The organism is Pseudomonas halotolerans (genome assembly GCF_039581215.1).
In the GTDB taxonomy this organism is placed as follows: domain Bacteria; phylum Pseudomonadota; class Gammaproteobacteria; order Pseudomonadales; family Pseudomonadaceae; genus Aquipseudomonas; species Aquipseudomonas tehranensis.
The window spans coordinates 144475-165490 of record NZ_JBCNTJ010000015.1 but is presented as its reverse complement, the minus strand read 5'-3'; the positions used below and the strand labels follow the sequence as shown (position 1 = coordinate 165490).

At 62.0% G+C, this 21016-nt stretch carries 21 protein-coding genes; 10 read left to right on the top strand and 11 right to left on the bottom strand.

All coding sequences use genetic code 11. The features are described from left to right. The first annotated feature begins 32 nt into the window (after positions 1-32). Complete coding sequence (locus tag AAIS01_RS19970) at positions 33-1037, top strand: NADP-dependent oxidoreductase (RefSeq protein ID WP_343470375.1); 1005 nt, start codon at positions 33-35, stop codon at positions 1035-1037. A 111-nt stretch (positions 1038-1148) separates the two neighbouring features. Here the strand turns inward: AAIS01_RS19970 and pyrF are convergent, their stop codons facing one another. Continuing rightward, positions 1149-1847, bottom strand: a complete 699-nt coding sequence (gene pyrF / locus AAIS01_RS19965; RefSeq protein ID WP_162237386.1) for an orotidine-5'-phosphate decarboxylase — start codon at positions 1845-1847, stop codon at positions 1149-1151. 290 nt (positions 1848-2137) lie between these two features. On the opposite strand from pyrF, the gene AAIS01_RS19960 reads away from it, so the two are divergent. From AAIS01_RS19960 to xopAW, 3 genes are all read left to right on the top strand, one after another. After that, positions 2138-2896: a response regulator gene (locus AAIS01_RS19960; protein ID WP_343470373.1), complete on the top strand. Its 759-nt coding sequence runs from the start codon at positions 2138-2140 to the stop codon at positions 2894-2896. Beyond that, positions 2896-3939 (top strand): sensor histidine kinase, encoded by a 1044-nt coding sequence (locus AAIS01_RS19955; RefSeq protein WP_343470372.1) that lies wholly within the window; start codon positions 2896-2898, stop codon positions 3937-3939. The genes AAIS01_RS19960 and AAIS01_RS19955 overlap by 1 nt, the downstream gene beginning before the upstream one ends. Positions 3940-4084: 145 nt before the next feature. After that, a complete protein-coding gene (gene xopAW / locus AAIS01_RS19950; RefSeq protein WP_343470371.1) occupies positions 4085-4597 on the top strand; it encodes a XopAW family type III secretion system calcium-binding effector in 513 nt (170 codons plus the stop codon). 80 nt (positions 4598-4677) lie between these two features. Here the strand turns inward: xopAW and AAIS01_RS19945 are convergent, their stop codons facing one another. From AAIS01_RS19945 to AAIS01_RS19910, 8 genes are all read right to left on the bottom strand, one after another. Further along, complete coding sequence (locus AAIS01_RS19945; RefSeq protein ID WP_092400127.1) at positions 4678-5715, bottom strand: AI-2E family transporter; 1038 nt, start codon at positions 5713-5715, stop codon at positions 4678-4680. A gap of 62 nt (positions 5716-5777) precedes the next feature. Next, a complete protein-coding gene (locus AAIS01_RS19940; protein ID WP_343470386.1) occupies positions 5778-6584 on the bottom strand; it encodes a DUF4892 domain-containing protein in 807 nt (268 codons plus the stop codon). 143 nt (positions 6585-6727) lie between these two features. After that, entirely contained in the window at positions 6728-7579 is an 852-nt protein-coding gene (locus AAIS01_RS19935) for an alpha/beta hydrolase (RefSeq protein WP_214913400.1), read from the bottom strand. Next, a complete protein-coding gene (locus tag AAIS01_RS19930) occupies positions 7576-8370 on the bottom strand; it encodes an alpha/beta fold hydrolase (RefSeq protein WP_343470368.1) in 795 nt (264 codons plus the stop codon). The genes AAIS01_RS19935 and AAIS01_RS19930 overlap by 4 nt, the downstream gene beginning before the upstream one ends. Before the next feature lie 275 nt (positions 8371-8645). Beyond that, complete coding sequence (locus AAIS01_RS19925; protein ID WP_092400133.1) at positions 8646-9089, bottom strand: hotdog fold thioesterase; 444 nt, start codon at positions 9087-9089, stop codon at positions 8646-8648. 37 nt (positions 9090-9126) lie between these two features. Continuing rightward, the gene (gene sixA / locus AAIS01_RS19920; protein WP_186656811.1) at positions 9127-9579 is read right to left on the bottom strand and encodes a phosphohistidine phosphatase SixA; all 453 of its coding nucleotides are present in this window, start codon (positions 9577-9579) and stop codon (positions 9127-9129) included. Then, the gene (locus AAIS01_RS19915) at positions 9576-9923 is read right to left on the bottom strand and encodes a DUF4389 domain-containing protein (protein WP_343470366.1); all 348 of its coding nucleotides are present in this window, start codon (positions 9921-9923) and stop codon (positions 9576-9578) included. The genes sixA and AAIS01_RS19915 overlap by 4 nt, the downstream gene beginning before the upstream one ends. Positions 9924-9953: 30 nt before the next feature. Then, on the bottom strand, positions 9954-10979 hold the full coding sequence (locus AAIS01_RS19910) for an NAD(P)H-dependent glycerol-3-phosphate dehydrogenase (RefSeq protein ID WP_047230341.1): 1026 nt from the start codon (positions 10977-10979) through the stop codon (positions 9954-9956). Positions 10980-11179: 200 nt separating this feature from the next. On the opposite strand from AAIS01_RS19910, the gene AAIS01_RS19905 reads away from it, so the two are divergent. The 5 genes from AAIS01_RS19905 (at position 11180) to fabB (ending at position 18142) form a co-directional block, all read left to right on the top strand. Beyond that, the gene (locus AAIS01_RS19905; RefSeq protein WP_343470363.1) at positions 11180-13303 is read left to right on the top strand and encodes a TonB-dependent receptor plug domain-containing protein; all 2124 of its coding nucleotides are present in this window, start codon (positions 11180-11182) and stop codon (positions 13301-13303) included. Next, the gene (locus tag AAIS01_RS19900) at positions 13304-14236 is read left to right on the top strand and encodes an ABC transporter substrate-binding protein (protein ID WP_343470362.1); all 933 of its coding nucleotides are present in this window, start codon (positions 13304-13306) and stop codon (positions 14234-14236) included. Next, positions 14233-16146, top strand: a complete 1914-nt coding sequence (locus AAIS01_RS19895) for an ATP-binding protein (protein ID WP_343470361.1) — start codon at positions 14233-14235, stop codon at positions 16144-16146. The genes AAIS01_RS19900 and AAIS01_RS19895 overlap by 4 nt, the downstream gene beginning before the upstream one ends. 248 nt (positions 16147-16394) lie before the next feature. Further along, positions 16395-16910 (top strand): 3-hydroxyacyl-[acyl-carrier-protein] dehydratase FabA, encoded by a 516-nt coding sequence (gene fabA, locus AAIS01_RS19890; protein WP_047230338.1) that lies wholly within the window; start codon positions 16395-16397, stop codon positions 16908-16910. A gap of 11 nt (positions 16911-16921) precedes the next feature. Continuing rightward, complete coding sequence (gene fabB / locus AAIS01_RS19885) at positions 16922-18142, top strand: beta-ketoacyl-ACP synthase I (RefSeq protein ID WP_092400145.1); 1221 nt, start codon at positions 16922-16924, stop codon at positions 18140-18142. A gap of 175 nt (positions 18143-18317) precedes the next feature. Here fabB and AAIS01_RS19880 read toward each other — a convergent pair whose 3' ends face one another. Continuing rightward, complete coding sequence (locus AAIS01_RS19880) at positions 18318-18782, bottom strand: DUF3859 domain-containing protein (RefSeq protein ID WP_047230336.1); 465 nt, start codon at positions 18780-18782, stop codon at positions 18318-18320. A gap of 221 nt (positions 18783-19003) precedes the next feature. Then, a complete protein-coding gene (locus tag AAIS01_RS19875) occupies positions 19004-19957 on the bottom strand; it encodes an amidohydrolase family protein (protein WP_343470384.1) in 954 nt (317 codons plus the stop codon). Between the two features lie 184 nt (positions 19958-20141). Between AAIS01_RS19875 and AAIS01_RS19870 the strand changes: the two genes are divergently transcribed. After that, positions 20142-21002 carry a pirin family protein gene (locus tag AAIS01_RS19870; RefSeq protein ID WP_343470359.1) on the top strand — a complete coding sequence of 287 codons (861 nt, stop codon included), beginning with the start codon at positions 20142-20144 and terminating at the stop codon, positions 21000-21002. The last annotated feature ends 14 nt before the right edge of the window (positions 21003-21016 follow it).

Sequence of the window (21016 nt, the reverse complement as noted above, 5' to 3'; positions counted from 1 at the left end):
CAACAAGGCTTCATTCATCTTGAGTGCCAGCCATGACTGCCCAGACCAATCGCCAGTTCCTGCTCGCCAAACGCCCGGTGGGCGCTGCGACCCGCGAGACGTTCACCTATCAACAAGTACCGGTCGGCGAGCCGGCAGCCGGCCAGATTCTGGTGAAGAACGAATATCTGTCCCTGGATCCGGCCATGCGCGGCTGGATGAACGAAGGCAAGTCTTACATCCCGCCGGTAGGCATTGGAGAAGTGATGCGCGCCCTGGGCGTCGGCCAGGTCATCGCCTCGAACAACCCGGGCTTCGCGGTCGGTGACTACGTCAACGGTGCGCTGGGTGTGCAGGATTATTTCCTCGGCGAGCCGCGAGGTTTCTACAAGGTCGATCCGAAACTGGCGCCATTGCCGCGCTACTTGTCAGCATTGGGCATGACCGGCATGACCGCCTATTTCGCCCTGCTGGACGTGGGCGCGCCCAAGGCTGGCGAGACGGTAGTGCTCTCGGGGGCCGCCGGTGCGGTGGGCAGCATCGCCGGGCAGATCGCCAAGATCAAAGGTTGCCGTGTGGTGGGCATCGCCGGCGGGGCCGACAAATGCAAATTCCTGATCGATGAGCTGGGCTTCGACGGTGCCATCGATTACAAGAGCGAAGACGTCCATGCCGGTCTCAAGCGCGAATGCCCCAAAGGCGTGGATGTGTACTTCGATAACGTCGGCGGCGACATCCTCGACGCGGTGCTCAGCCGCTTGAACCTCAAGGCCCGCGTAGTGATCTGCGGTGCCATCAGCCAATACAACAACAAAGAAGCGGTGAAAGGCCCGGCCAACTACCTGTCGCTGCTGGTCAACCGGGCGCGCATGGAAGGCTTCGTGGTCATGGACTACGCCTCCCAGTTCGCCGCCGCCGGGCAGGAAATGGCCGGCTGGATGGCCAAGGGGCAGCTCAAGAGCAAGGAAGACATCGTTGAAGGGCTGGAGACATTCCCCGAGACACTGACCAAGTTGTTCAGTGGGGAGAATTTCGGGAAGTTGGTACTTAAGGTCTAGTCACAAAAACACCTGTGGGAGCGGGCTTGCTCGCGAAAGCGGTATGTCAGTTGGCATAAATGGCGCCTGACACTCCGCTTTCGTGAGCAAGCCCGCTCCCACAAGGGATCTTCAGGCCAGTTCGGCGACTACGGCCGCCAGTGCCTTGGCCGGATCAGCCGCCTGGCTGATCGGGCGGCCGATCACCAGGTAATCGGAACCAGCATCCAGTGCCTGACGCGGGGTCAGGATGCGGCGCTGGTCATCCTGGGCACTGCCCGCCGGACGAATCCCCGGGGTCACCAGTTGCAGCGAAGGGTGCGCGGTTTTCAGGGCCTGGGCTTCCAGGGCCGAACAGACCAGGCCGTCCATGCCGGCTTTTTCGGCCAGCGCCGCCAGGCGCAGCACCTGTTCCTGGGGCTCGATATCCAGGCCGATGCCGGCCAGGTCCTCGCGCTCCATGCTGGTCAGCACGGTCACGCCGATCAGCAACGGTTTCGGGCCGCTGCGCTGATCCAGCACTTCGCGGCAGGCCGCCATCATGCGCAGGCCGCCGGAGCAATGCACGTTGACCATCCACACGCCCATTTCAGCAGCCGCCTTGACGGCCATGGCGGTGGTATTGGGAATATCGTGGAATTTCAAATCCAGGAATACTTCAAAACCCTTGTCACGCAGGGTCCCGACAATTTCCGAAGCACAACTGGTGAACAGCTCCTTGCCGACTTTGACCCGGCACAGCTTGGGGTCCAACTGATCGGCCAGCTTCAGGGCGGCGTCACGGGTAGGGAAATCCAAGGCAACGATGATGGGCGTCTGGCAGGCGGACATGAGCGGGCTCTCAGGCAAGTCGAAATCGGCGCGCAGTGTAGCGCAAGCAGCGCCCGTGCGGGACCCGGTGATCGGTAAATCATCAGCGAGCCCGCACAGCACGGACGATGCCGGCCTTTGTGTCGAAGCCGATACATTCATGACATGTGTGCAACACGCCGGCACGCTACCGTGCGCGGCCGCACCCCGTCCTTTCAGCGCTTCCCGCCTCGCGGCCCGAAGCCTATGCTGAAGCCACTACCTCGCCGCCTTCTTTGTGGTTGGCAGCTTACCTGGCAGATGATGCACCCATGCAGAACACCCCTGATGCCCCTTCTGACGATCTAAAAACCTGCGTCGATGAAAAGCGCTGGAGCACCCGGGCGTTGATCGTCGATGACGACGTGCCGATCCGCGAGCTGCTGATCGACTACCTGGCCCGTTTCAACATACGCGCCAGCGGCGTAAACGATGGCGCGGCCATGCGCCGGGCGATGCAGGCCGAGCGCTTCGACGTGGTTGTGCTCGACCTGATGCTGCCGGGTGAAGACGGCTTGCAATTGTGTCGCTGGCTGCGAGCCGAATCGGACATCCCGATCCTGATGCTCACCGCCCGTTGCGAACCCACCGACCGTATCATCGGTCTGGAACTGGGCGCCGACGACTATATGGCCAAGCCCTTCGAACCCAGGGAGCTGGTGGCGCGGATCCAGACGATCCTGCGCAGGGTACGCGACGACCGCACCGAGCAACGGGCCAATATTCGCTTCGATAACTGGCGACTCAACAGCGTACTGCGCCAACTGATCTCCGTCGATGGGTTGGTGGTGCCGCTGTCCAATGCCGAGTTCCGGCTGCTTTGGGTGTTCATCGAACGACCGCGCCGGGTACTGAGCCGCGAACAATTGCTGGACGCCGCGCGTGGGCGCTCCATCGAGGCGTTCGACCGCAGCATCGATCTGCTGGTCTCGCGCCTGCGCCAGAAACTGGGTGACGACCCCAAGGCGCCGCAACTGATCAAGACCGTTCGCGGTGAAGGCTACCTGTTTGATGCCAGGGACATCGGCTGATGCGCTTGCGCCTCGACACCTTGTTCGGCCGCCTGTTTGGCGTGCTGTTATTGGCGATCGTCCTGGCACACCTGTTGGCCTTTGCCTGGTTTTCTCAATACGACAAACCGCCTTTGGGGGGCCCCCCCGAATTTTCCCGGCAAGGCCAGCAAAATCCGCCCATGGGTCCCCCACCCAACCGCCCTCCGCGCCCTTGGTTCGGTGGGCCGGTGGTACCGCTGACGTTTCAGTTTGTGTGCCTGATCGTCGCCGCCTGGTACGGTGCCAAACTGCTGACCCGGCCTATCCAGCGCCTGAGCGATGCCGCCGAACGCCTGAGCGAAAACCTCGACAGCCCACCGCTGGAGGAAACCGGCCCCCGGGAGGCCCGCCAGGCTGCCCATACGTTCAACCTCATGCAACAGCGAATTCGCGAGCAGGTGCAGCAGCGTTCGCGCATGCTCGGCGCGGTATCCCATGACCTGCGCACTCCGCTTTCGCGGCTCAAGCTGCGCCTGGAACAGATCGATGACATCAAGCTGCAGGGCCAGATGCGCCAGGACCTGAACGATATGATTGGCATGCTCGACGCCACCCTCACCTACCTGCACGAGCAACGGACCAGCGAAGCGCTGCAATGGATGGACGTGCAGGCATTGGTGGAATCGCTGAGCGAAAACGCCCAGGACCAGGGTGCCGACGTGCAAACCAGCGGTGCCTGCGCGCCCTTACCGGTCATGCCGATGGCGTTGCGCTCGTGTATCAACAACCTCATGGACAATGCCTTGCGCTACGCCGGCCATGCGTTGATTGCGCTGCAAGACCAGCCCCATCAGGTCGTGATTCGAGTGATCGACCACGGCCCCGGGATTGCAGCGGATAAACGCGAAGCGGTGTTCGAACCCTTCTATCGCCTGGAAGGCTCACGCAACCGCAACTCCGGCGGCGTCGGCCTGGGCATGACCATCGCCCGGGAAGCCGCCGAACGCCTGGGCGGGCAGTTGAGCCTGGAAGAAACGCCGGGGGGTGGGTTGACGGCAGTGATCCGCTTGCCGCGCGCCTGAAACAACCTCAATCCCATGTGGGAGCCGCGCCGGAGGCTGAGTTTGTACACCCGCTGGTACAAACTCCACACACCCACGACAACTGCCCCGCCGACGCTGCATAAGCCGGTGCACCCACCGGCATTCCAGCCCAAGGAGAGCGCCCATGATCGGCAGCGTCAGCAATTACTCGCCCTATACCAGTACCAGCAGCACCACGACCAGCAGTGCCCGTAGCCAGCAGTTTCAAAAGGAGTTGCTCAGCAAGCTCGACAGCAACGCCGACGGCTCGGTCGATCAGGATGAATTGAGCACTGCCCTGTCGCAAAAGAGTGACGACGGCATCCTGGTCAGCCTGAGCGATAATTTCAGCGACCTGGACAGCGACAGCAGCGGGGACCTGAGCAGTGATGAGTTGGCCGCGATGGCACCACCGCCTCCGCCACCGCCACAACAGGCCTCCGGTGAGGCATTGCTCAGCCTGCTCGACGCCGATGCGCAGAACAGCCTCGACACCCGCGAACAGACCAGCGCTTTGCAGGCCAACCGCAACAGCGACAGCTCCACCGAGCAGCCCCATGTCAGTGAAGCGTTGAACAGGATGATCGCCAACCTCAGCCGACAATACTCACTGGATGATGTAGCCCCCGTGGGGAAATACCTGAACGTGGCCACTTGATTGACCCGCAAGCCTGGCCTTTCGGAGCCGGGCTTGCCTGCCTGGATCAAAGCCCGTTTGTGCTGGACTCAGGCGTGGGATTATCGCGCCTGACTCTTGCTCCAGTCCGTCAGCAAGCTGTAGGCCACCGCCAGCAGGGTCGGGCCGATGAACAACCCGATGAAACCGAAGGCAATCAAGCCACCGAACACCCCCAGCAACACGATCACCAACGGCAGGTTTCCGCCACGGCTGATCAGGTAGGGTTTGAGCACGTTGTCCACACCGCTGATGATGAAGGTGCCCCAGATCCCCAGGAACACCGCCATCCCGTATTCGCCCTTCCAGGCCAGCCACGCCGTGGCTGGGATCCAGACCAGAGGCGGCCCCATGGGAATCAGGCTGAGCAGGAAAGTGACAATGCCCAGTACCAACGCCCCCGGTACGCCGGCGATCAGGAAACCGATCAGCGCCAGCACCGCCTGGGCCGCTGCGGTGCCGATCACGCCGTTGACCACACGCTGCACCGTACCGGCCACCAGTTCAATGTAGTAACCGGCACGGTCGCCAATCAGGCGTTCCAGCAACTTGTGCACGAACACCGCCAGGCGTGGGCCGTCGCGATAAAAAAAGAATACGAACACAATGCTCAGGGTCAGCTCGAGAATGCCACCGCCGATTTGGGCACTACGGGCCAGCAGCCAGTTACCGACCTGTCCCAGGTACGGCCTGACGGAGACCATCATGGCCGCACCCTGCTGATCGATGCTGTTCCAGATGCCCACCAACCGCCCGCCCACCAGCGGTACACCCGCCAGCCATACCGGGGCATCGGGCAGCCCATCGACCTGCACATTCTTGATAAATGCCGTGGCATCGCGCACATGGTCGGCCAGGTTGAAGCCCAGCCACACCAGCGGCACCGCCACCAGCACCATCCAGCCCACGGTCAGCAAAGCCGCCGCCAGCGATTCGCGACCATTGACCCAGCGGGTCAGCAGGCGCATCAGCGGCCAACTGGCAAACGCCAGCACCGCGCCCCAGAACAGCGCCGACCAGAACGGAGCCATCACCCAGAAGCTTGCACCGAACAACACCAGGAGCAGGATCTGCACCAACAGCCGATCGTTATTGAGCATGTCAGGTCTCGAAATAAAAACAGGGCCGGGATGACGGCGTGAAGCGCGTCACCCGAAACAGCTTAACGCAGCAACTCAAGATGCAGGCCCGCCGCATCGCCCCTGGCGGCTTCCATTCGCGCCGCCCGGACACCCTGGTCAATCAATGCTTGCCGCCAGGCCTCGGCCTGGGGTCCGGCGACAGTGACCCGAAGGCCCGTGTCCAGGTTCAGCGCCCGGGACAGCAGGCGCAACCAGGTGTCGTCCGGTTCGCCGACCAGACGCGGCAAGTCCAGCACGCCGGTATCCTTGAGCTGGCGCAACAGCGTGGCCGATGTGGGCAGCAGGTTCCCCAGCGACGCGTTTGCCTCGAACTGTTCGACGTGCAGGTAGGCCTTGCGATTGCCGCGAGTAATGCCATACAGCGCAATCAGCGTGTTGTCCGCCGGGGGCGCCAGGCGCAGCAGCAGGTAAGCCTGGCCGTTGTCGGCGCCATAGAGCTTGGCATTGCCGAAGACCTCATTGGCCCACAGGCTGCTTTCGCCGCAATCACGGGCCTGGCACCAGAACAATAGCTGCGCGTCCTGCTTCTGCAAGGCTTCGCGCGCGGCGGTGAAGGCCTGGGTGGCGGAGTGCTCCGGCGGCAGTTCGTAGGTCACCGAGGTCGTGTTGCCACGGGCATCGACCTGGCCATCGAAGCGCAACTGGCCGCTGATCTTGCGGATCGAACCCAGGGGATAAATCCGCTCCAGGTCAGTGGTTTGTCGGTAATCGACTATTTGCGCGTCAGGCATGCGAGGCACCCGCTCCAGGTCCCGACTGCCGGGAACATCGGCGGCAAATGATGCCGGGCTGACGCAGGCCAGCGTAAGCAAGGCGAGTGAATGAATGGATAATTTCATCGGATCGGCATGGCCTGGGTCTCTGGGGTGAGGCCGGTGTCATCGATGCATTGCGAGGCCGCTAAACAGAGATCTGTCATGGTTGTCTCCCTTTTTCAACCCGCCCAGCCTCGACAGTTGCCAGACGCAAGTCAAGAAACGGTGAAGAACCGATTGAAACAGTCTGCTACAAGCGCCGCGCCGACCTCGTCGTTCAGGTGCAAATGATGGCCGCCGGGCAAGCGTTCATGACTGAAGGGTAGACGCTCCAACAACTCAGGGTGGCGGGCAAGCATGCCGTCGGCTGCCACCACCAGATGCGCAGGGCACGCGACCCGCGCCACGAAGGCCATGGCCTGCTCATCGGTCAGGCGCAGCGGCGAGGGCAAGGTCAGGCGATTGTCGGTGCGCCAAGTGTACCCCCCCGGCACCGGCATCAGGCCGCGCTGGGCCAGTAACTCGGCTGCTTCACGGCTGACCGCCACCAACCCTTTCATGCGGGCCTCAATGGCCCGGTCGAGGGTTTTGTAGACCGGTTTTCGTTTCTGTTGCAAATCCAGCTGTGCCTGCAGAGCCATGCCCATGCGTTCGGCGGCGTTTTCGCCTTTGTCCGTTGGAGGGATCACCCCGTCGATCAGCCCCAGGTGCGTGACCCGTTCGGGCAAGGCGCCGGCGAGCACCAGCGAGACGATCGCGCCCATCGAATGCCCCAGCAGGGCGAAACGCGCCAGGCCCAGTTGTTCGGCGACTTGCAGCACATCATGGGCATAGTCCCACAAGGCATAGCCGGCACCGGGCGGACGATGCCCGGAGTGACCGTGACCGGCCATGTCCAAGGCAATGACCCGCAGGCCCTCAAGCCGGGGGGCCAGCCGGGCGAAGCTGTTGGCGTTGTCCAGCCAGCCGTGCAAGGCGATCACCGGCCGGCCATCCTCCGGCCCGAACAGGTGGGCCGCCAGTTCAATGTGCGGCAGGCTCAGACGGACTTCTTCAACCCCACTCATAAGCTGCGCCCTTCCCAGCGCTGAAAGAGATCCTTGAGCAACATGGCCGTGTCCTGCGGACGTTCCAGGGGGAACATATGGCCGCCGGGCATGCTCAGGGATTCGCCATGGGGCATACGGCTCACCGAACGGGTGTGATGGCGCATCACCACGCGACTCTGCCGGCCGCGCACCACCGCCAGCGGCACTTTGAGCATACGGGCCCGGCCGGGACTGGTGTGCGGCACGCCGCGGTAAATACTGATTTCCGTGGCCGGATCGAAGCGCAGTCGCAAGCGGTCGCCGACTGGCTGCAAACCATGTTGCAGGTAGGCGTCGAAGCATTCCGGGTCAAACCCGCGGAACAGCGTCTTGGCGGAAAAATATTGCCGGGCAGACGCCAGGTCAGCGAACTCCTCACGCCGCCCCAACGTCCGTCCCGCCGGAGTCAGACGATCAATGAACCCCAGGCGCTTGGCCGCCAGAATCACCCACTGATCGGCGCGGGTCAGCACCGGCGAATCGAGCATGACCACGCCACGATATAACTGGGGGCAGCGCAATGCGGCATGCAGATGCAGAACGCCACCCAGGGAATGGCCGACGCCCCACACCGGTTCAGGTTGTTGTTCCAGGTGATGGATGAGTTCGTCCACGAGGTTGTGCCAGTTATCGTCCGCCGGAAACCGCGGGTCATGGCCGTGCAGTTCCAGATGCGCGACCTCGTACTGCGGCGCCAGCGCGGCGAACAGCTTGCCGTAAGTGGCCGAGGGAAAACCATTGGCGTGGGCGAAAAACACCTGTTGCGACATGACGGTGGATCCATGGGGAAACTCGGACCGATTGTCCGCACATCCCGACGGCGCGGCAATGACCGTAACTGACAGCAATGGTGACAGGCACGGTTGGGTTATGAACCCGGCCCCATGCAAGAAGACGCGGCCCTCTGTAGGAGCTGCCGAGTGCAGCGAGGCTGCGATCTTTTCCCAGGCAACTGAGGCGAGAGTGAACGCTCATGGGTCAGGATCAAAAGATCGCAGCCTGCGGCAGCTCCTACAGGGACGGCGCCGCATGGTTCAACCAGGCTTCAGCGCGCCGGCGGCTGTTCGCCCAGCGGCACCACGGCCATGGTCAGGCGCGACACACAGTTGACCTTGCCCTCGTCGTTGGTCAGGCGGATGTCCCAGACCTGGGTGGTACGGCCCAGGTGAACCATCCGGGCCGTGGCCGTGACCCGACCGCTGCGCACACCGCGCAGGTGGTTGGCATTGATTTCCAGGCCCACGCAATAGAACTTGCTGGTGTCCACGCACAGATAGGCCGCCATGGACCCGACCGTTTCAGCCAGCACCACCGATGCGCCGCCATGCAACAGGCCAAATGGCTGATGGGTGCGGTGATCGACCACCATGCTGGCGGTCAGGGACTCGTCGTCGAAAGATTCGAAACGAATGTCCAGCACTTCGCTGATGGTGTTTTTACCAGCGGCGTTCAACTGCTCGATGTTGGGGGTGGTGCGCCACAGACTCATCGTTGCCTTTCCTTTGAGATTTTCAGGGTGCTCAATCTTATGGGCGCTTGATGCCCTTGAGCGTCATAGACCCAGCCAAGGGCAGATCGCCCTCCAGCTCCGCCAGCCCGGCCGTTTGTACCTGCTCCGGTTGTTGCAAGTGCCCATGCTGCAGAAAGCCCAAGAGACTGCCCACCAGCGGGTTATGGCTGACCAGCAGCACATCATCCTGGTCCTTGAGGTGTTCCAGGACGGTTTGCGGCCGGGTTTCTGGCGTAAGCCAGTCAACCGTGATCAGCGCCGGCTCGAAACCCAGCGCTTCACGCACCAGTTGCGCAGTCTGCTGTGCTCGCACATACGGGCTGGCGTAGATGGCCCGTAAAGGCTCACCCATCAACCGGCCGGCGCTGCGCAGCACCTCTTCACGGCCATGGAGGGTCAGGGTTCGCTCGGGATCAGGCCGGGCGCCATGGGGCTCTGCCTCACCATGACGCAATACCCAAAGTTTCATAGTTTCGGCTCCTCGTCCCGAACCGGATGCGGGGCCGGAGCCACGGCGTGCGGTGCTTCACCTTCCGGCGTGCGCGGGGTGGGCCAGTCCGCGAATGGCCAGGGTTTCTGGTCGCTGTGAAAAGTGCCGAAACGGCCGATCTGCGCCAGGAACTGGCTCAGGCTGTCACCAAAGTTCATCAGGCTGGCACTGGGCGCGCCATAGATCAGCCGGTAGATCAGTTGCACCAGCACCACGGCGCCCAGGATGAATTGCGCCACCTGCCACACCAGCAGGTAAATCACCATCCACAACACACGCAGCAGGATGGACTCGTATCGGGCCTGCTCTTTTGGATCGTTCATGGTTTGCTCCCGCTTCTGATCAATAGAGGCTCAGTTGAAGCCACTGGTGGAAATGAAATCGACGTCGGTCTTGGGTTCGCCGCGCATCAACAGTTCGATCACCTGTTCCAGCGTGCGCCCTTCGAACAGAATCGCATGCAGCCCCGCGACCAGTGGCATGTAGACCCCGGACTCCTGAGACTTGGCCTTGAGCACCTTGAGCGTATTGACCCCTTCGGCCACTTCACCCAGGCGCGACACAGCCTCGTCCAGGCTCAAGCCCTGACCGAGGGCGAAGCCAACCTGATAGTTGCGGCTCTTGGGCGAGGAACAGGTGACGATCAGATCGCCAACCCCGGCCAACCCCAGGAAAGTCATGGGATTGGCGCCTTGACTGACGGCAAAACGGGTCATTTCCGCCAGCGCCCGGGTGATCAGCATGCTCTTGGTGTTCTCCCCCATGCCCAGCGCCACCGCCATGCCGGCGATGATGGCATAGACGTTCTTCAGCGCCCCGCCCAGTTCCACCCCGAAACGGTCGGCACTGGCGTAGACCCGAAACGTGCGGCCATGCAGCGCGGCCTGGACCCGCTGGCACAGTTCTTCGTCTTCACTGGCGACCACGGTGGCGGTCAGGGCATGCTCGGCGATCTCACGCGCCAGATTCGGCCCGGAAATCACGCCGATTCGAGCCTTTGGGGCGATTTCTTCGAGAATCTCGCTCATCAGCTTGAAGGTCTGGGCTTCGATCCCCTTGGTCAGGCTCACCAGCAGTTTGCCGCTCAAGCGTTCGGCATGGGGCGCCAGGACCGAACGCAGGGCGCTGGACGGCAAGGCGACGAAAAACAGGTCGCAGTCCTGCAAGGTGGCCTGCAAGTCAGTCACCGGTTCAACTTCAGGGCGGATCTTGATGCCCTTGAGGTAACGCGGGTTCTCGCGATTGACCCGGATGGCCTCGGCCTGCTCCGGGTCACGCATCCATTGGCGCACCGGGTGGCCGTTCTCGGCCAGCAGATTGGCCACGGCGGTACCGAAACTCCCGCCCCCCAGGACCGCAATCGGGCGCTGTTCAGTCATATGCAATCCGTTCATCCATACCAAGTGGCAATGCCGGGCATTATACGGAGCGGCCACACCGCGACCAGCCCCGACTACAATTACCGGCAGTTGTAGGAAGCTGACCATCAATTCCTAGGAAAATGCTGTCAACGTGAATGGAAAAGTCGCTCACCTCGGTTAACATGCCCGCCATCCTTTCCCTAATCAAAGGCTGTGTCGTGTCCGTTGGCCCCTCCCGTTCAGGCTCGTCGCTACTATTGGCGCTGTTCATCAGCCCGCCAGTGCTGGCCGACGACCTGTTTGTCGACAGCCAGCCCCTGCCCCAAGTGTTGACCGCTACGCGCCTGAAGCAATCGCCGGCGGCGGTCCCCGGCAGCATGACCGTGCTGGACAGCGAATTGATCAAGGCCAGCGGCGCCCGGGACATCAGCGAACTGCTGCGCCTGGTGCCAGGCATGATGGTCGGCAATATCAGCGGTAACCAGGCCGCCGTGAACTACCACGGCACCAACGCCACCGAAGCCCGGCGCATGCAGGTGCTGATCGATGGCCGTTCGGTGTATCGCGCCGGCCTGGCCACGGTGGACTGGAGCGATATTCCAGTGGCCATGGAGGACATCGAGCGGATCGAAGTTTTCCGCGGCCCCAACACCGTCAGCTACGGCGCCAATGCACTGATGGCGGTGGTCAATATCATCACCCGCGCGCCGGCCGACAGCCACGGCACCCGCCTGAAAATCACCCGGGGCCAGCGTGGCATCAGCGACTGGTACGCCAGCCAGGGCAGCGGTTGGGAGGGCGGTGACCTGCGGCTGTCACTGTCCGGCCAGGAAGACGACGGCTTTGACAGTAACCGCAACGGCGCCGATTACCGCGACAGTCGACGCTTGAACCGTTTCAACCTGTCTGTCAGCCAGACCCTGAACGAACAGCAGAGCATCGACTGGCAACTGAACGCCAAAGACGGGACCAATCAGCGGCCTTATACCTACCGCCCAGTGTTCGCCGGGATTACGGCTGCCGGGGATAACTCCGATGTCGTCGCCAAGGACTACGCCGGTTCGTTGCGCTGGAACCTGGACCTGAACCCCAACCACAGCCTTTATGTACAAGGCTCGGTCCAGCACTGGGATCGCCAGCAGACCTGGCGCGCCTGCGATGCCGAGGTCTCCTTCAGCCCGCAGTTGACCGATCTGTGGTTGCTCAACCCTAACTACGCCGAGAAGCTGGCGCGCAATATTCCCAGTTTCACCGGCACCGGTGCGCCGCCCGGCACCCCGCAGGAACAGGCGCTGGCCAATCAGGTGCTCGATCAATGGCGCAACGGCGCCTCGCAAACCTTGTGCGGCGATATCGACCAGAGCGCCCGCGAGTCGCGCTACGACCTGGAAATCCAGGACACCCTGAGCCTGTCCGACAGCCTGCGACTGGTCACCGGGGCAAACTACCGCTACGACCGGGCCGACTCCGAGACGTACTTCAACGGCACGCTGGACGACACCACCTGGCGGTTGTTCGGCCAGTTGGAGTGGCGGGCCAGCGAGCATTGGCTGGTACAGGGCGGCGCGATGTTCGAAGACACCCACCTGACCGGCAGTTCACTGACGCCGCGGGTGGCGGTCAACTACCTGATCACCCCCCGCCATGGCCTGCGGGCGGTGTACTCCGAGGCGGTGCGCTCGCCGGACATGTTCGAGAACAATGTCAATTGGAGTTATCAGGTCACCAACCTCAAGCCCACCGCCTTCGGCCAGAGCAGTGCCCGTTATTTTGTCCAGACCAGAGGGCCGGGGAACCTGGACCAGGAGCACATGCGCTCCCGGGAACTGGGCTACAACGGTTATTTCATGAACCTGGGGCTGACCGTCGATGTGAAGCTGTTCCATGACGAGATCACCGGCATGATCAGCGAACCCCTGCGCAACAATCAGTACATTGCCAGCAACGCCAATGAGTCACAGTTTTCCGGGGCCGAAACCCAGTTCGACTGGCGCATCAGCAGTGCCGACCGCCTGCGCCTGACCTATGCCTACGTCGATGCCCAGGCCAGCAACGCCCTCGACGAACAGCCGACCGCACGCAATAGCGGTTCGGCCGGCTGGCTGCGGGACTGGGGCCGAGGCTGGAACAGTGCGGTGTTCTATTATGGCGCCGACGACCTTAACGGCTATCGCTTTGAACGAATCGACACCCGCCTGGCCAAGCGCATTGCTTTGGGCAAGGCCAACCTGGAACTGGCGGGCATCCTGCAACAGCGCCTCGACAATCAGCCCACCACGTTTGTCGACAACCGCTACGACTCCCGTCATGTGCTGTATTTCACTGCGGAGCTGTCGTTCTAGATGTTCCGGGGTCGATCGCGCAAGACGCCCTTTCGTGGCCGCCTGCCGCTGGCGCTGTGCCTGGTGTTTGCCGGTTGGCTGGCAACGATCCAGGTCCGGGCGGCCGAGATTGTACTGACCGGCGTTCATAACAGCCCTGGGGTGCAGTCTTTCACTCAGGCCCTCAAGGCCCTGCGTCCCGAGGACGAGGTCAGGTTTACTCCGCTGGCCAGCCTGCCGGCACCTGGCAAACTACCGCACAATGTCCGCCTGGTCTTGCTTGACCTGCCCAGCCTCGACTGGCGCCTGCAGGAAACCCATGGGCCGGCCACCCTGGTATTGCGCATCAGCCGCCAACAAGCTCGGGACCGCCTGGGCGAGACAACCCCCGATCACCTGAGCCTGTTGTGGAGCGATCCGCCGCTGGCGCGGCAATTGCGCCTGATTCACGCAATCCTTCCGCAAATGCGCAGGGTCGGCGTGCTGTTTGACGGGCACAGCGAGTTCCTGCTCAAGGAAATCCGCCAGGCAGCAACCCCGTTGGGACTGGAAATCGTGAGTGAACGCTGGGACGACACCAGTGACAGCCGCCCTCTGCAGAAACTGCTGAGCCGCAGCGAAGTGTTGTTGGGGCTCGACGACCCCGATCTGTACAACCCCAAGACGGTAAAGAATCTGTTGCTCAGCAGCTACGCCCGGCAACGTGCGCTGATCGGGCCCAACGCCGCCTTCGTCAAGGCCGGCAGCCTGGCCAGCACCTACAGCGACCAGGAGGATTGGCTGGCAATTCTCGACGATTTGCTTGACCGCCCCGCCACCACCTGGCCCCGCACCCTGTATCCGGCCCGCTTCAAAGTCCTGAGCAACCAGCAGGTCGCCCGTTCACTGGGAATCGAGCCGATTGACGCCGAATCCGTCGCTGCACAGCTGGCCGAAGGAGAACCACGCCCATGACCTTGCGTCGCCGCTGGGACATCAATACCCGCACCCAGCTTATCGCCCTCGGCCCGGCCTTGCTGCTGACGGTGCTGTTGATCAGCTTCTTTACCTTCGTGCGAATCCAGGACCTGCGCCAGGAACTCAACCACACCGGGCAGTTGATCGCCAACCAACTGGCCCCAGCCACGGAATATGGGGTGATCTCGGGCAATAACGAGGTGCTGGAAAGCCTGCTCACCGCCACCCTGGCCACACCTCATGTGCGTTTCCTGGAGGTGCAGGACAGCTCGGACCGGGTAGTGGTGTATGTCGAACAGCCCGCGCAAAGCCGCAATCACTCCCAGCAAATCGAGGTATTCCAGGCGCCGGTTCGCCTGCAGCGCATTGCCTTGAACAATGATTTCCTGCAAGGCAACAGCACGACCATCGAGGCCCCCAGTGAGGATTACCTGGGCCGGGTGATCGTCGGCATGTCCAGTGACGCCTTCAGCCAGCGGCAGCAGGAAATCCTCCTCAAGGCCGCGATCCTGGCGCTGTTCGCCCTGCTGTTCACCTTTCTGGTGGCCCGTCGCCTGGCGTCCAACCTGTCCCGACCGATCCGCGACATCGGCAACGCAGTCATGGCGATCCAGCAGGGCGACTACGGCACGCCGCTACCCATCGTCGACGATGCCGAACTGGGCGCCTTGTCGCGGCATATCAACAATCTGGCCGACGGTCTCGAGCAAGCCAGTCGTGAACAGCACCAGGCCATGGCGCAGTTGATCAAAACCCGGGAAGAGGCGGAGAAGGCCAACAGCGCCAAGTCCGAGTTCCTGGCGATGATGAGCCATGAACTGCGCACCCCCATGAACGGTGTACTGGGCATGCTGCAACTGCTGGAAACCACCGACATGACGGAGGAGCAATTCGAGTACACGGCGCTGGCCAGCGAGTCCACTGAGCACCTGCTGAAGGTCATCAACGACATCCTCGACTTCTCGCGCATCGAACGCTCGGCCCTGGAGTTGGAACACATCCCGTTCAATCTGGCGGAGCTGGTTGCCAGTTGCGCCCAGTCGTTCCAGCACAGCGCCGCGCAACGCAAGTTGGGCCTGGACCTGCTGATCCCGGATGACATGCAGGCTTTGCAGGTGCAAGGCGATCCGACGCGGATCCGGCAGATCCTGGTCAACCTGATCGGCAATGCCCTGAAATTTACTGAGCAAGGCCGCGTCACCGTGCAATGCCAGTGGCAGGCGCTGGATCACGAACTCCTGTGGTTTACCTGCACAGTGCGCGACAGTGGCATCGGGATTGCGACCGAAAGCCTGGAGCGCATGTTCGATGCCTTCCAGCAGGCCGACAGTTCGATTTCCCGGCGCTACGGTGGCACCGGCCTGGGGCTGCCGATTGCCCGCACCCTGGCTGAGCGCATGGGGGGCACCTTGCGCGCCCAGAGCGAAGAAGGCCGCGGTTCGGTGTTCACCCTGGAAATCCCTTTGGCCCTGTCGCAAAAGGCACCGATAGCCCTGGCGCCAAGGCTTCCCGAGCACAGCGGCAGTGGTAACGGTCATGGCGAAGGTCGCAATGTGCTGCTGGTGGAAGACAACCCGGTGAACCAGACCGTGATCGAAGCCATGTTGCGCAGCCTGGGGTTCACCGTCAGCATCGCCGCCGACGGTGCCCAGGCCATCCGCAGTGCCGAAAGTCTGATTTTCGAGGCGATTCTGATGGATTGCCGGCTGCCCATCATCGATGGCTACGAAGCCACGCGACAGATCCGCCAGTTACCCGGCTGCGCCGAGGTGCCCATCATCGCCCTGACGGCCAATGCGCTGCAGGGCGACCGCGAAGCCTGCCTCGCGGCGGGCATGAACGATTACCTGGCCAAACCGTTCAAAAGAGTTGATCTGCAGCAGATTCTGCAGCGCTGGGTGCGTTAGTGCAGGCGTTTAGACCATCTGCGACTGGCGTGAAAGGCGAAAGTGCGGCAGTCTTAAGCACCCGAACAAGTCCCGATTGGGGCTTGAATAAAAATTTCAGTGCACAGGTGTACATTCATTTCCCGTGTGCTGTGACTTTCACTACAACGCAATAGTCTATGAGTAGGCTGTCGATTCGAGGCATGAACGCTTCGATCGGCCGGGAAGATTTGCCCCACCCTGCCGCATGGGACTATTGAGGAGCTCGCATGACCAAACAAAACGCCTTTACTCGGGAAGACCTGCTGCGCTGCAGTCGCGGTGAGCTGTTCGGCCCAGGTAACGCGCAACTGCCCGCCCCGAACATGCTGATGGTGGATCGCATCACCCATATCAGCGAAGAGGGTGGCAAGTACGGCAAAGGTGAATTGGTCGCCGAGCTGGACATCACTCCTGACCTGTGGTTTTTCGCCTGCCACTTCGAAGGTGATCCGGTGATGCCGGGCTGCCTGGGCCTGGATGCCATGTGGCAATTGGTCGGTTTCTTCCTCGGCTGGCAAGGCCTGCCGGGTCGCGGTCGCGCCCTGGGTTCGGGCGAAGTGAAGTTCTTCGGTCAGGTTCTGCCGAGCGCGAAGAAGATTACCTATAACATTCATATCAAACGCGTCCTCAAGGGCAAGCTGAACATGGCCATTGCCGATGGTTCAGTGGCTGTGGATGGTCGCGAGATCTACACCGCCGAAGGCCTTCGGGTCGGCGTTTTCACCTCCACTGACAACTTCTAAGGGTTATCCGCATGCGCCGCGTCGTTATCACTGGTCTGGGCATCGTTTCGTGCCTGGGCAATGACAAAGAGACCGTCTCCGCTAACCTGCGTGCAAGTCGCCCTGGCATCCGGTTCAATCCGGAATATGCCGAAATGGGTCTGCGTAGCCAGGTTTCCGGCTCCATTGACCTTCCCCTCGAAGAGCTGATCGATCGCAAGATCTACCGTTTCGTCGGCCATGCGGCGGCTTACGCCTACCTGGCCATGAAGGACGCCATCGCTGACTCCGGCCTGACCGAAGAGCAGGTGTCCAACCCGCGCACCGGCCTGATCGCCGGTTCCGGTGGTGCCTCGACCTTGAACCAGATGGAAGCGCTGGACATCCTGCGCGAAAAAGGCGTCAAGCGCGTTGGCCCCTACCGCGTCACGCGGACCATGAGCAGCACCGTTTCCGCCTGCCTGGCCACCCCCTTCAAGATCAAGGGCCTGAACTACTCCATCGCCTCTGCCTGCGCCACCAGTGCACACTGCATCGGTACCGCCATGGAACAGATCCAGATGGGCAAGCAGGACATCGTGTTCGCCGGCGGCGGCGAAGAAGAACACTGGAGCCAGTCGTTCCTGTTCGACGCCATGGGCGCCCTGTCCAGCAAGCGCAACGACACCCCGGAAAAAGCCTCCCGTGCCTACGATGCCGACCGTGACGGCTTTGTCATTGCTGGCGGCGGCGGCATGGTGGTGGTCGAGGAGCTGGAACACGCTCTGGCCCGTGGCGCAAAAATCTACGCGGAAATCGTCGGCTACGGCGCTACGTCCGACGGCTACGACATGGTTGCCCCAAGCGGCGAAGGTGCCATCCGCTGCATGCAGATGGCCATGTCCACCGTTGACACGCCCATCGACTACCTGAACACCCACGGCACTTCGACTCCGGTCGGCGACGTCGCGGAAATGAAAGGCGTGCGCGAAGTGTTCGGTGCCAACGCCCCGGCCATCAGCTCCACCAAGAGCCTGTCGGGTCACTCCCTGGGCGCCGCCGGCGTTCACGAAGCGATCTACTGCATGCTGATGATGGAAGGCAACTTCATCGCCGGTTCGGCCAACATCGACGAGCTGGACCCGGAAGTGGCCGACCTGCCGATCCTGACCAAGACTCGCGAAGACGCCAAAATCGACACCGTAATGAGCAACAGCTTTGGCTTCGGCGGCACCAACGCCACGCTGGTATTGAAGCGCTGGCAGGGCGCGTAGGAGCTGCCGCAGGCTGCGATCTTTTAAAGCAAAAGATCGCAGGCTTGGCCAGCGCCTACCATCAATAAAAAACGCCCCGACTGGTTCGGGGCGTTTTTTTGCCTGGCAAATATACCTGAGTTCAATGTGGGAGCGGGCTTGCTCGCTCCCACATGAGGCCTTCAGTGGATGGAGTTCAGCGCACGACAAACCGCTGCTGCGCCAGCAGTCGATCGCCCTGGAACACCATGAACCGCCACTCCCCCGGCACCACTTCGTGGCTCTCGGTGAATTCGTAGGCCATCACATCCTGAGGCGCGCCGGGCACCAGTTTCTGGGTGACTTCGAATTTATCGTGGCGCACGCCATCGGGGGTGCGAATGCCGGGGGTGAAATACAACAGGGTCAATGGCTGGTCGTCAGCCACCTTGTCCGCCAAGCGGTAGCGCAGACCGAACTTGGTGCCGAGCTTGGCCGGTACACTTTCAGTCTGGCGGATCTGCTCGTTGCTGCGGCGCAGAACCCGCTCCCCCGATTGCAGTTCGGCTTGAGGCCCTTCGAAGATACCGTACTCCACCGGGCCTTCGACACGGACTTCTGCCTGGGCCAGGCCGCAGACCGACAACAGCGCGACCAGTGCGCTTGAACGGGTGAGGTGCATAGTGCGCTCCTTGATTGTGATGAGCGCGAGGGTATGACGCGGGGGTGACAGGCTGATGACAAACCCTGCACACCAATACGCTCCCGCTCGATTCTGTAGGAGCTGGCGAAGGCTCGGGCCGCGTTCGGACGATCTTTTGATCTTTCCCTTGAGACTCAATTGGCTGGGGAAAGATCGCAGCCTCGTTGCACTCGACAGCTCCTACAGCCACAAAAGCAGACTTAGCGGGCGACTGAACGAGGCAATACCGCTAGGAAATTATCCCGCGCCACCTTCCTGGCCACCTCTTCCGGCAATGCATCCAGGAACGGATCGAAGCTGCGCAATTCCTTACCGACCTTGTCGAAACGCCCCACTACATCCGACCCCAACATGAAGCGTTCCGGAAAACGCTCCACCAGCTTGATCCACGCCTCGCGGGGTTTGCCCGCCTCGTCCAGCAAGTACGGCGTGAGCACGCTCCAGGACAGGTCTATGTACAGGTTCGGATAGGTCTCCAGCATCCGGGTCAGTGTCGGCAACAGAAAATCCAGCCGCGTCTGGTGACGATGGATCTCCATGCTGGTGCCGGCATGGGCCCAAATAAACCGCGTGTGGGGATGGTTGCGCAGTGGCTCTTCAATTTCCGGCAAATACAGCGCGTTTTTCTCACGCTTGGAGGTGATGTTGGAATGCAGCATCACCGGCAGGTCGTTCTCCGCCGCCAGGTGATAGATCCGCGTCATGGCCTCGTTGTTGGCCCGCGGGGTGTCCCCCGACGTCAGTGCCGTCAGGTCGTCATGGCGGGTGAACACCTCACCAATGCCTTGCCACAAACCCGGATACAGATCGAGCATGCGCTGGATATGCATGGCGGAGTTCTTGTCGTTGGGGTTGAAGCCGGACAAAAAAGGATGAAAGTGCTGGCGTTGTTCAGCGGTCAACTTGCTCACCGCCGCCGCGACAATCACATCGGTGGCGCTGTACCAATAGGCGTCCGCATCGTCACCGGCGTAGTAACGCGGGCGCTTGGGCTCATCCTCATGCCATTTCTTGGCCACCGGTATGCCTGAAATCATCACATGCTCGATGCGATTGTCGGCCATGGCCTTCAATAACTCGGGCATGCCGGCAGTTTCCTGAAAGAAGTCGACGTAATGCAGGTGCGCATCGCTGTAGGCATATTCGCGGGCCATGACGCCGCTGCTCGAAACGACCAGCAGCCAGGCGAAGATCAGACGGGTCAAGGGCACGGGTGGACTCCAGAAGATTATGAACAGGATAGACCCCGACCGTCGCGTCCGGGTTCACGGCGCATGTGCCGCCAGTTGTCACGGCGGGTTATGCTTTGCCCCTCCGTTGCTCAACCTGGAAGACATCATGATCACGCCCCTGACCATTCGCCCGCGCGCAGAAGATGTGGAAGGCCAGCCGATTCTTCGTCCGCTGCCGTCCGCCAAGTGTCGCAGCGTCGGACCGTTCGTGTTTTTCGACCACATGCTGAAAACCTCCTACAAAGCCGGTCAAGGCATGAACATTCGTCAGCATCCCCACATCGGGCTGTCCACCCTCACCTACCTGTTCGAAGGGAAACTCCAGCACAAGGACAGCCTCGGCTCCGATCAAGTGGTGGACGCTGGGGATGTCAGCTGGATGACTGCGGGCAGCGCCATCGCCCATGTCGAGCGCACGCCCGAATCACTGCTGGGCCGCGATTTCGTCATGCACGGCTTGCAAGTCTGGCTGGCCTCGCCCAAATCCCACGAACAGGGGCCTGGGCACTACAGCCATCATCCGGCGCACACCCTGCCGGTCAGCGATAACCTGGGGGTAAAGATCCGGATGATCGCCGGGGCGGGTTTTTGCCTGGAATCGCCAGTCCCGACACTCTCTCCGACCCTGTACGCGGAGCTGAACCTGCAAACCGCGACGACCCTGCTGATTCCCACCGAGCATGAAGAGCGGGCACTGTATGTGCTCAGCGGTGAGGCGCAACTGGACGGTGAACCACTGGAACCCCACTCGTTGGTGGTGCTCCCGGCCGGGGAGCAAATGACGCTGTTCGCCGACAGCGACTGCCATGCGGTGTTGTTCGGCGGTGCGCCACTGGATGGGCCACGTCGGATCAACTGGAATTTCGTCTCCAGCGATCCGGCGCGAATAGATGAAGCCCGCCAACGCTGGGCGGCCGGGGACTGGCCGAGCGTGCCGGGGGAAAGCGAGCGGATCGAGTTGCCCTGAATTCAAGAATGTCT

Coding starts and splice junctions, on each gene's coding strand:
- AAIS01_RS19970 (WP_343470375.1), top strand. CDS start 33: ATGACTGCCCAGACCAATCGCCAGTTCCTGCTCGCCAAACGCCCGGTG.
- pyrF (WP_162237386.1), bottom strand. CDS start 1,847: ATGTCCGCCTGCCAGACGCCCATCATCGTTGCCTTGGATTTCCCTACC.
- AAIS01_RS19960 (WP_343470373.1), top strand. CDS start 2,138: ATGCAGAACACCCCTGATGCCCCTTCTGACGATCTAAAAACCTGCGTC.
- AAIS01_RS19955 (WP_343470372.1), top strand. CDS start 2,896: ATGCGCTTGCGCCTCGACACCTTGTTCGGCCGCCTGTTTGGCGTGCTG.
- xopAW (WP_343470371.1), top strand. CDS start 4,085: ATGATCGGCAGCGTCAGCAATTACTCGCCCTATACCAGTACCAGCAGC.
- AAIS01_RS19945 (WP_092400127.1), bottom strand. CDS start 5,715: ATGCTCAATAACGATCGGCTGTTGGTGCAGATCCTGCTCCTGGTGTTG.
- AAIS01_RS19935 (WP_214913400.1), bottom strand. CDS start 7,579: ATGAGTGGGGTTGAAGAAGTCCGTCTGAGCCTGCCGCACATTGAACTG.
- AAIS01_RS19930 (WP_343470368.1), bottom strand. CDS start 8,370: ATGTCGCAACAGGTGTTTTTCGCCCACGCCAATGGTTTTCCCTCGGCC.
- AAIS01_RS19925 (WP_092400133.1), bottom strand. CDS start 9,089: ATGAGTCTGTGGCGCACCACCCCCAACATCGAGCAGTTGAACGCCGCT.
- sixA (WP_186656811.1), bottom strand. CDS start 9,579: ATGAAACTTTGGGTATTGCGTCATGGTGAGGCAGAGCCCCATGGCGCC.
- AAIS01_RS19915 (WP_343470366.1), bottom strand. CDS start 9,923: ATGAACGATCCAAAAGAGCAGGCCCGATACGAGTCCATCCTGCTGCGT.
- AAIS01_RS19910 (WP_047230341.1), bottom strand. CDS start 10,979: ATGACTGAACAGCGCCCGATTGCGGTCCTGGGGGGCGGGAGTTTCGGT.
- AAIS01_RS19900 (WP_343470362.1), top strand. CDS start 13,304: ATGTTCCGGGGTCGATCGCGCAAGACGCCCTTTCGTGGCCGCCTGCCG.
- AAIS01_RS19895 (WP_343470361.1), top strand. CDS start 14,233: ATGACCTTGCGTCGCCGCTGGGACATCAATACCCGCACCCAGCTTATC.
- fabA (WP_047230338.1), top strand. CDS start 16,395: ATGACCAAACAAAACGCCTTTACTCGGGAAGACCTGCTGCGCTGCAGT.
- fabB (WP_092400145.1), top strand. CDS start 16,922: ATGCGCCGCGTCGTTATCACTGGTCTGGGCATCGTTTCGTGCCTGGGC.
- AAIS01_RS19880 (WP_047230336.1), bottom strand. CDS start 18,782: ATGCACCTCACCCGTTCAAGCGCACTGGTCGCGCTGTTGTCGGTCTGC.
- AAIS01_RS19875 (WP_343470384.1), bottom strand. CDS start 19,957: ATGGCCCGCGAATATGCCTACAGCGATGCGCACCTGCATTACGTCGAC.
- AAIS01_RS19870 (WP_343470359.1), top strand. CDS start 20,142: ATGATCACGCCCCTGACCATTCGCCCGCGCGCAGAAGATGTGGAAGGC.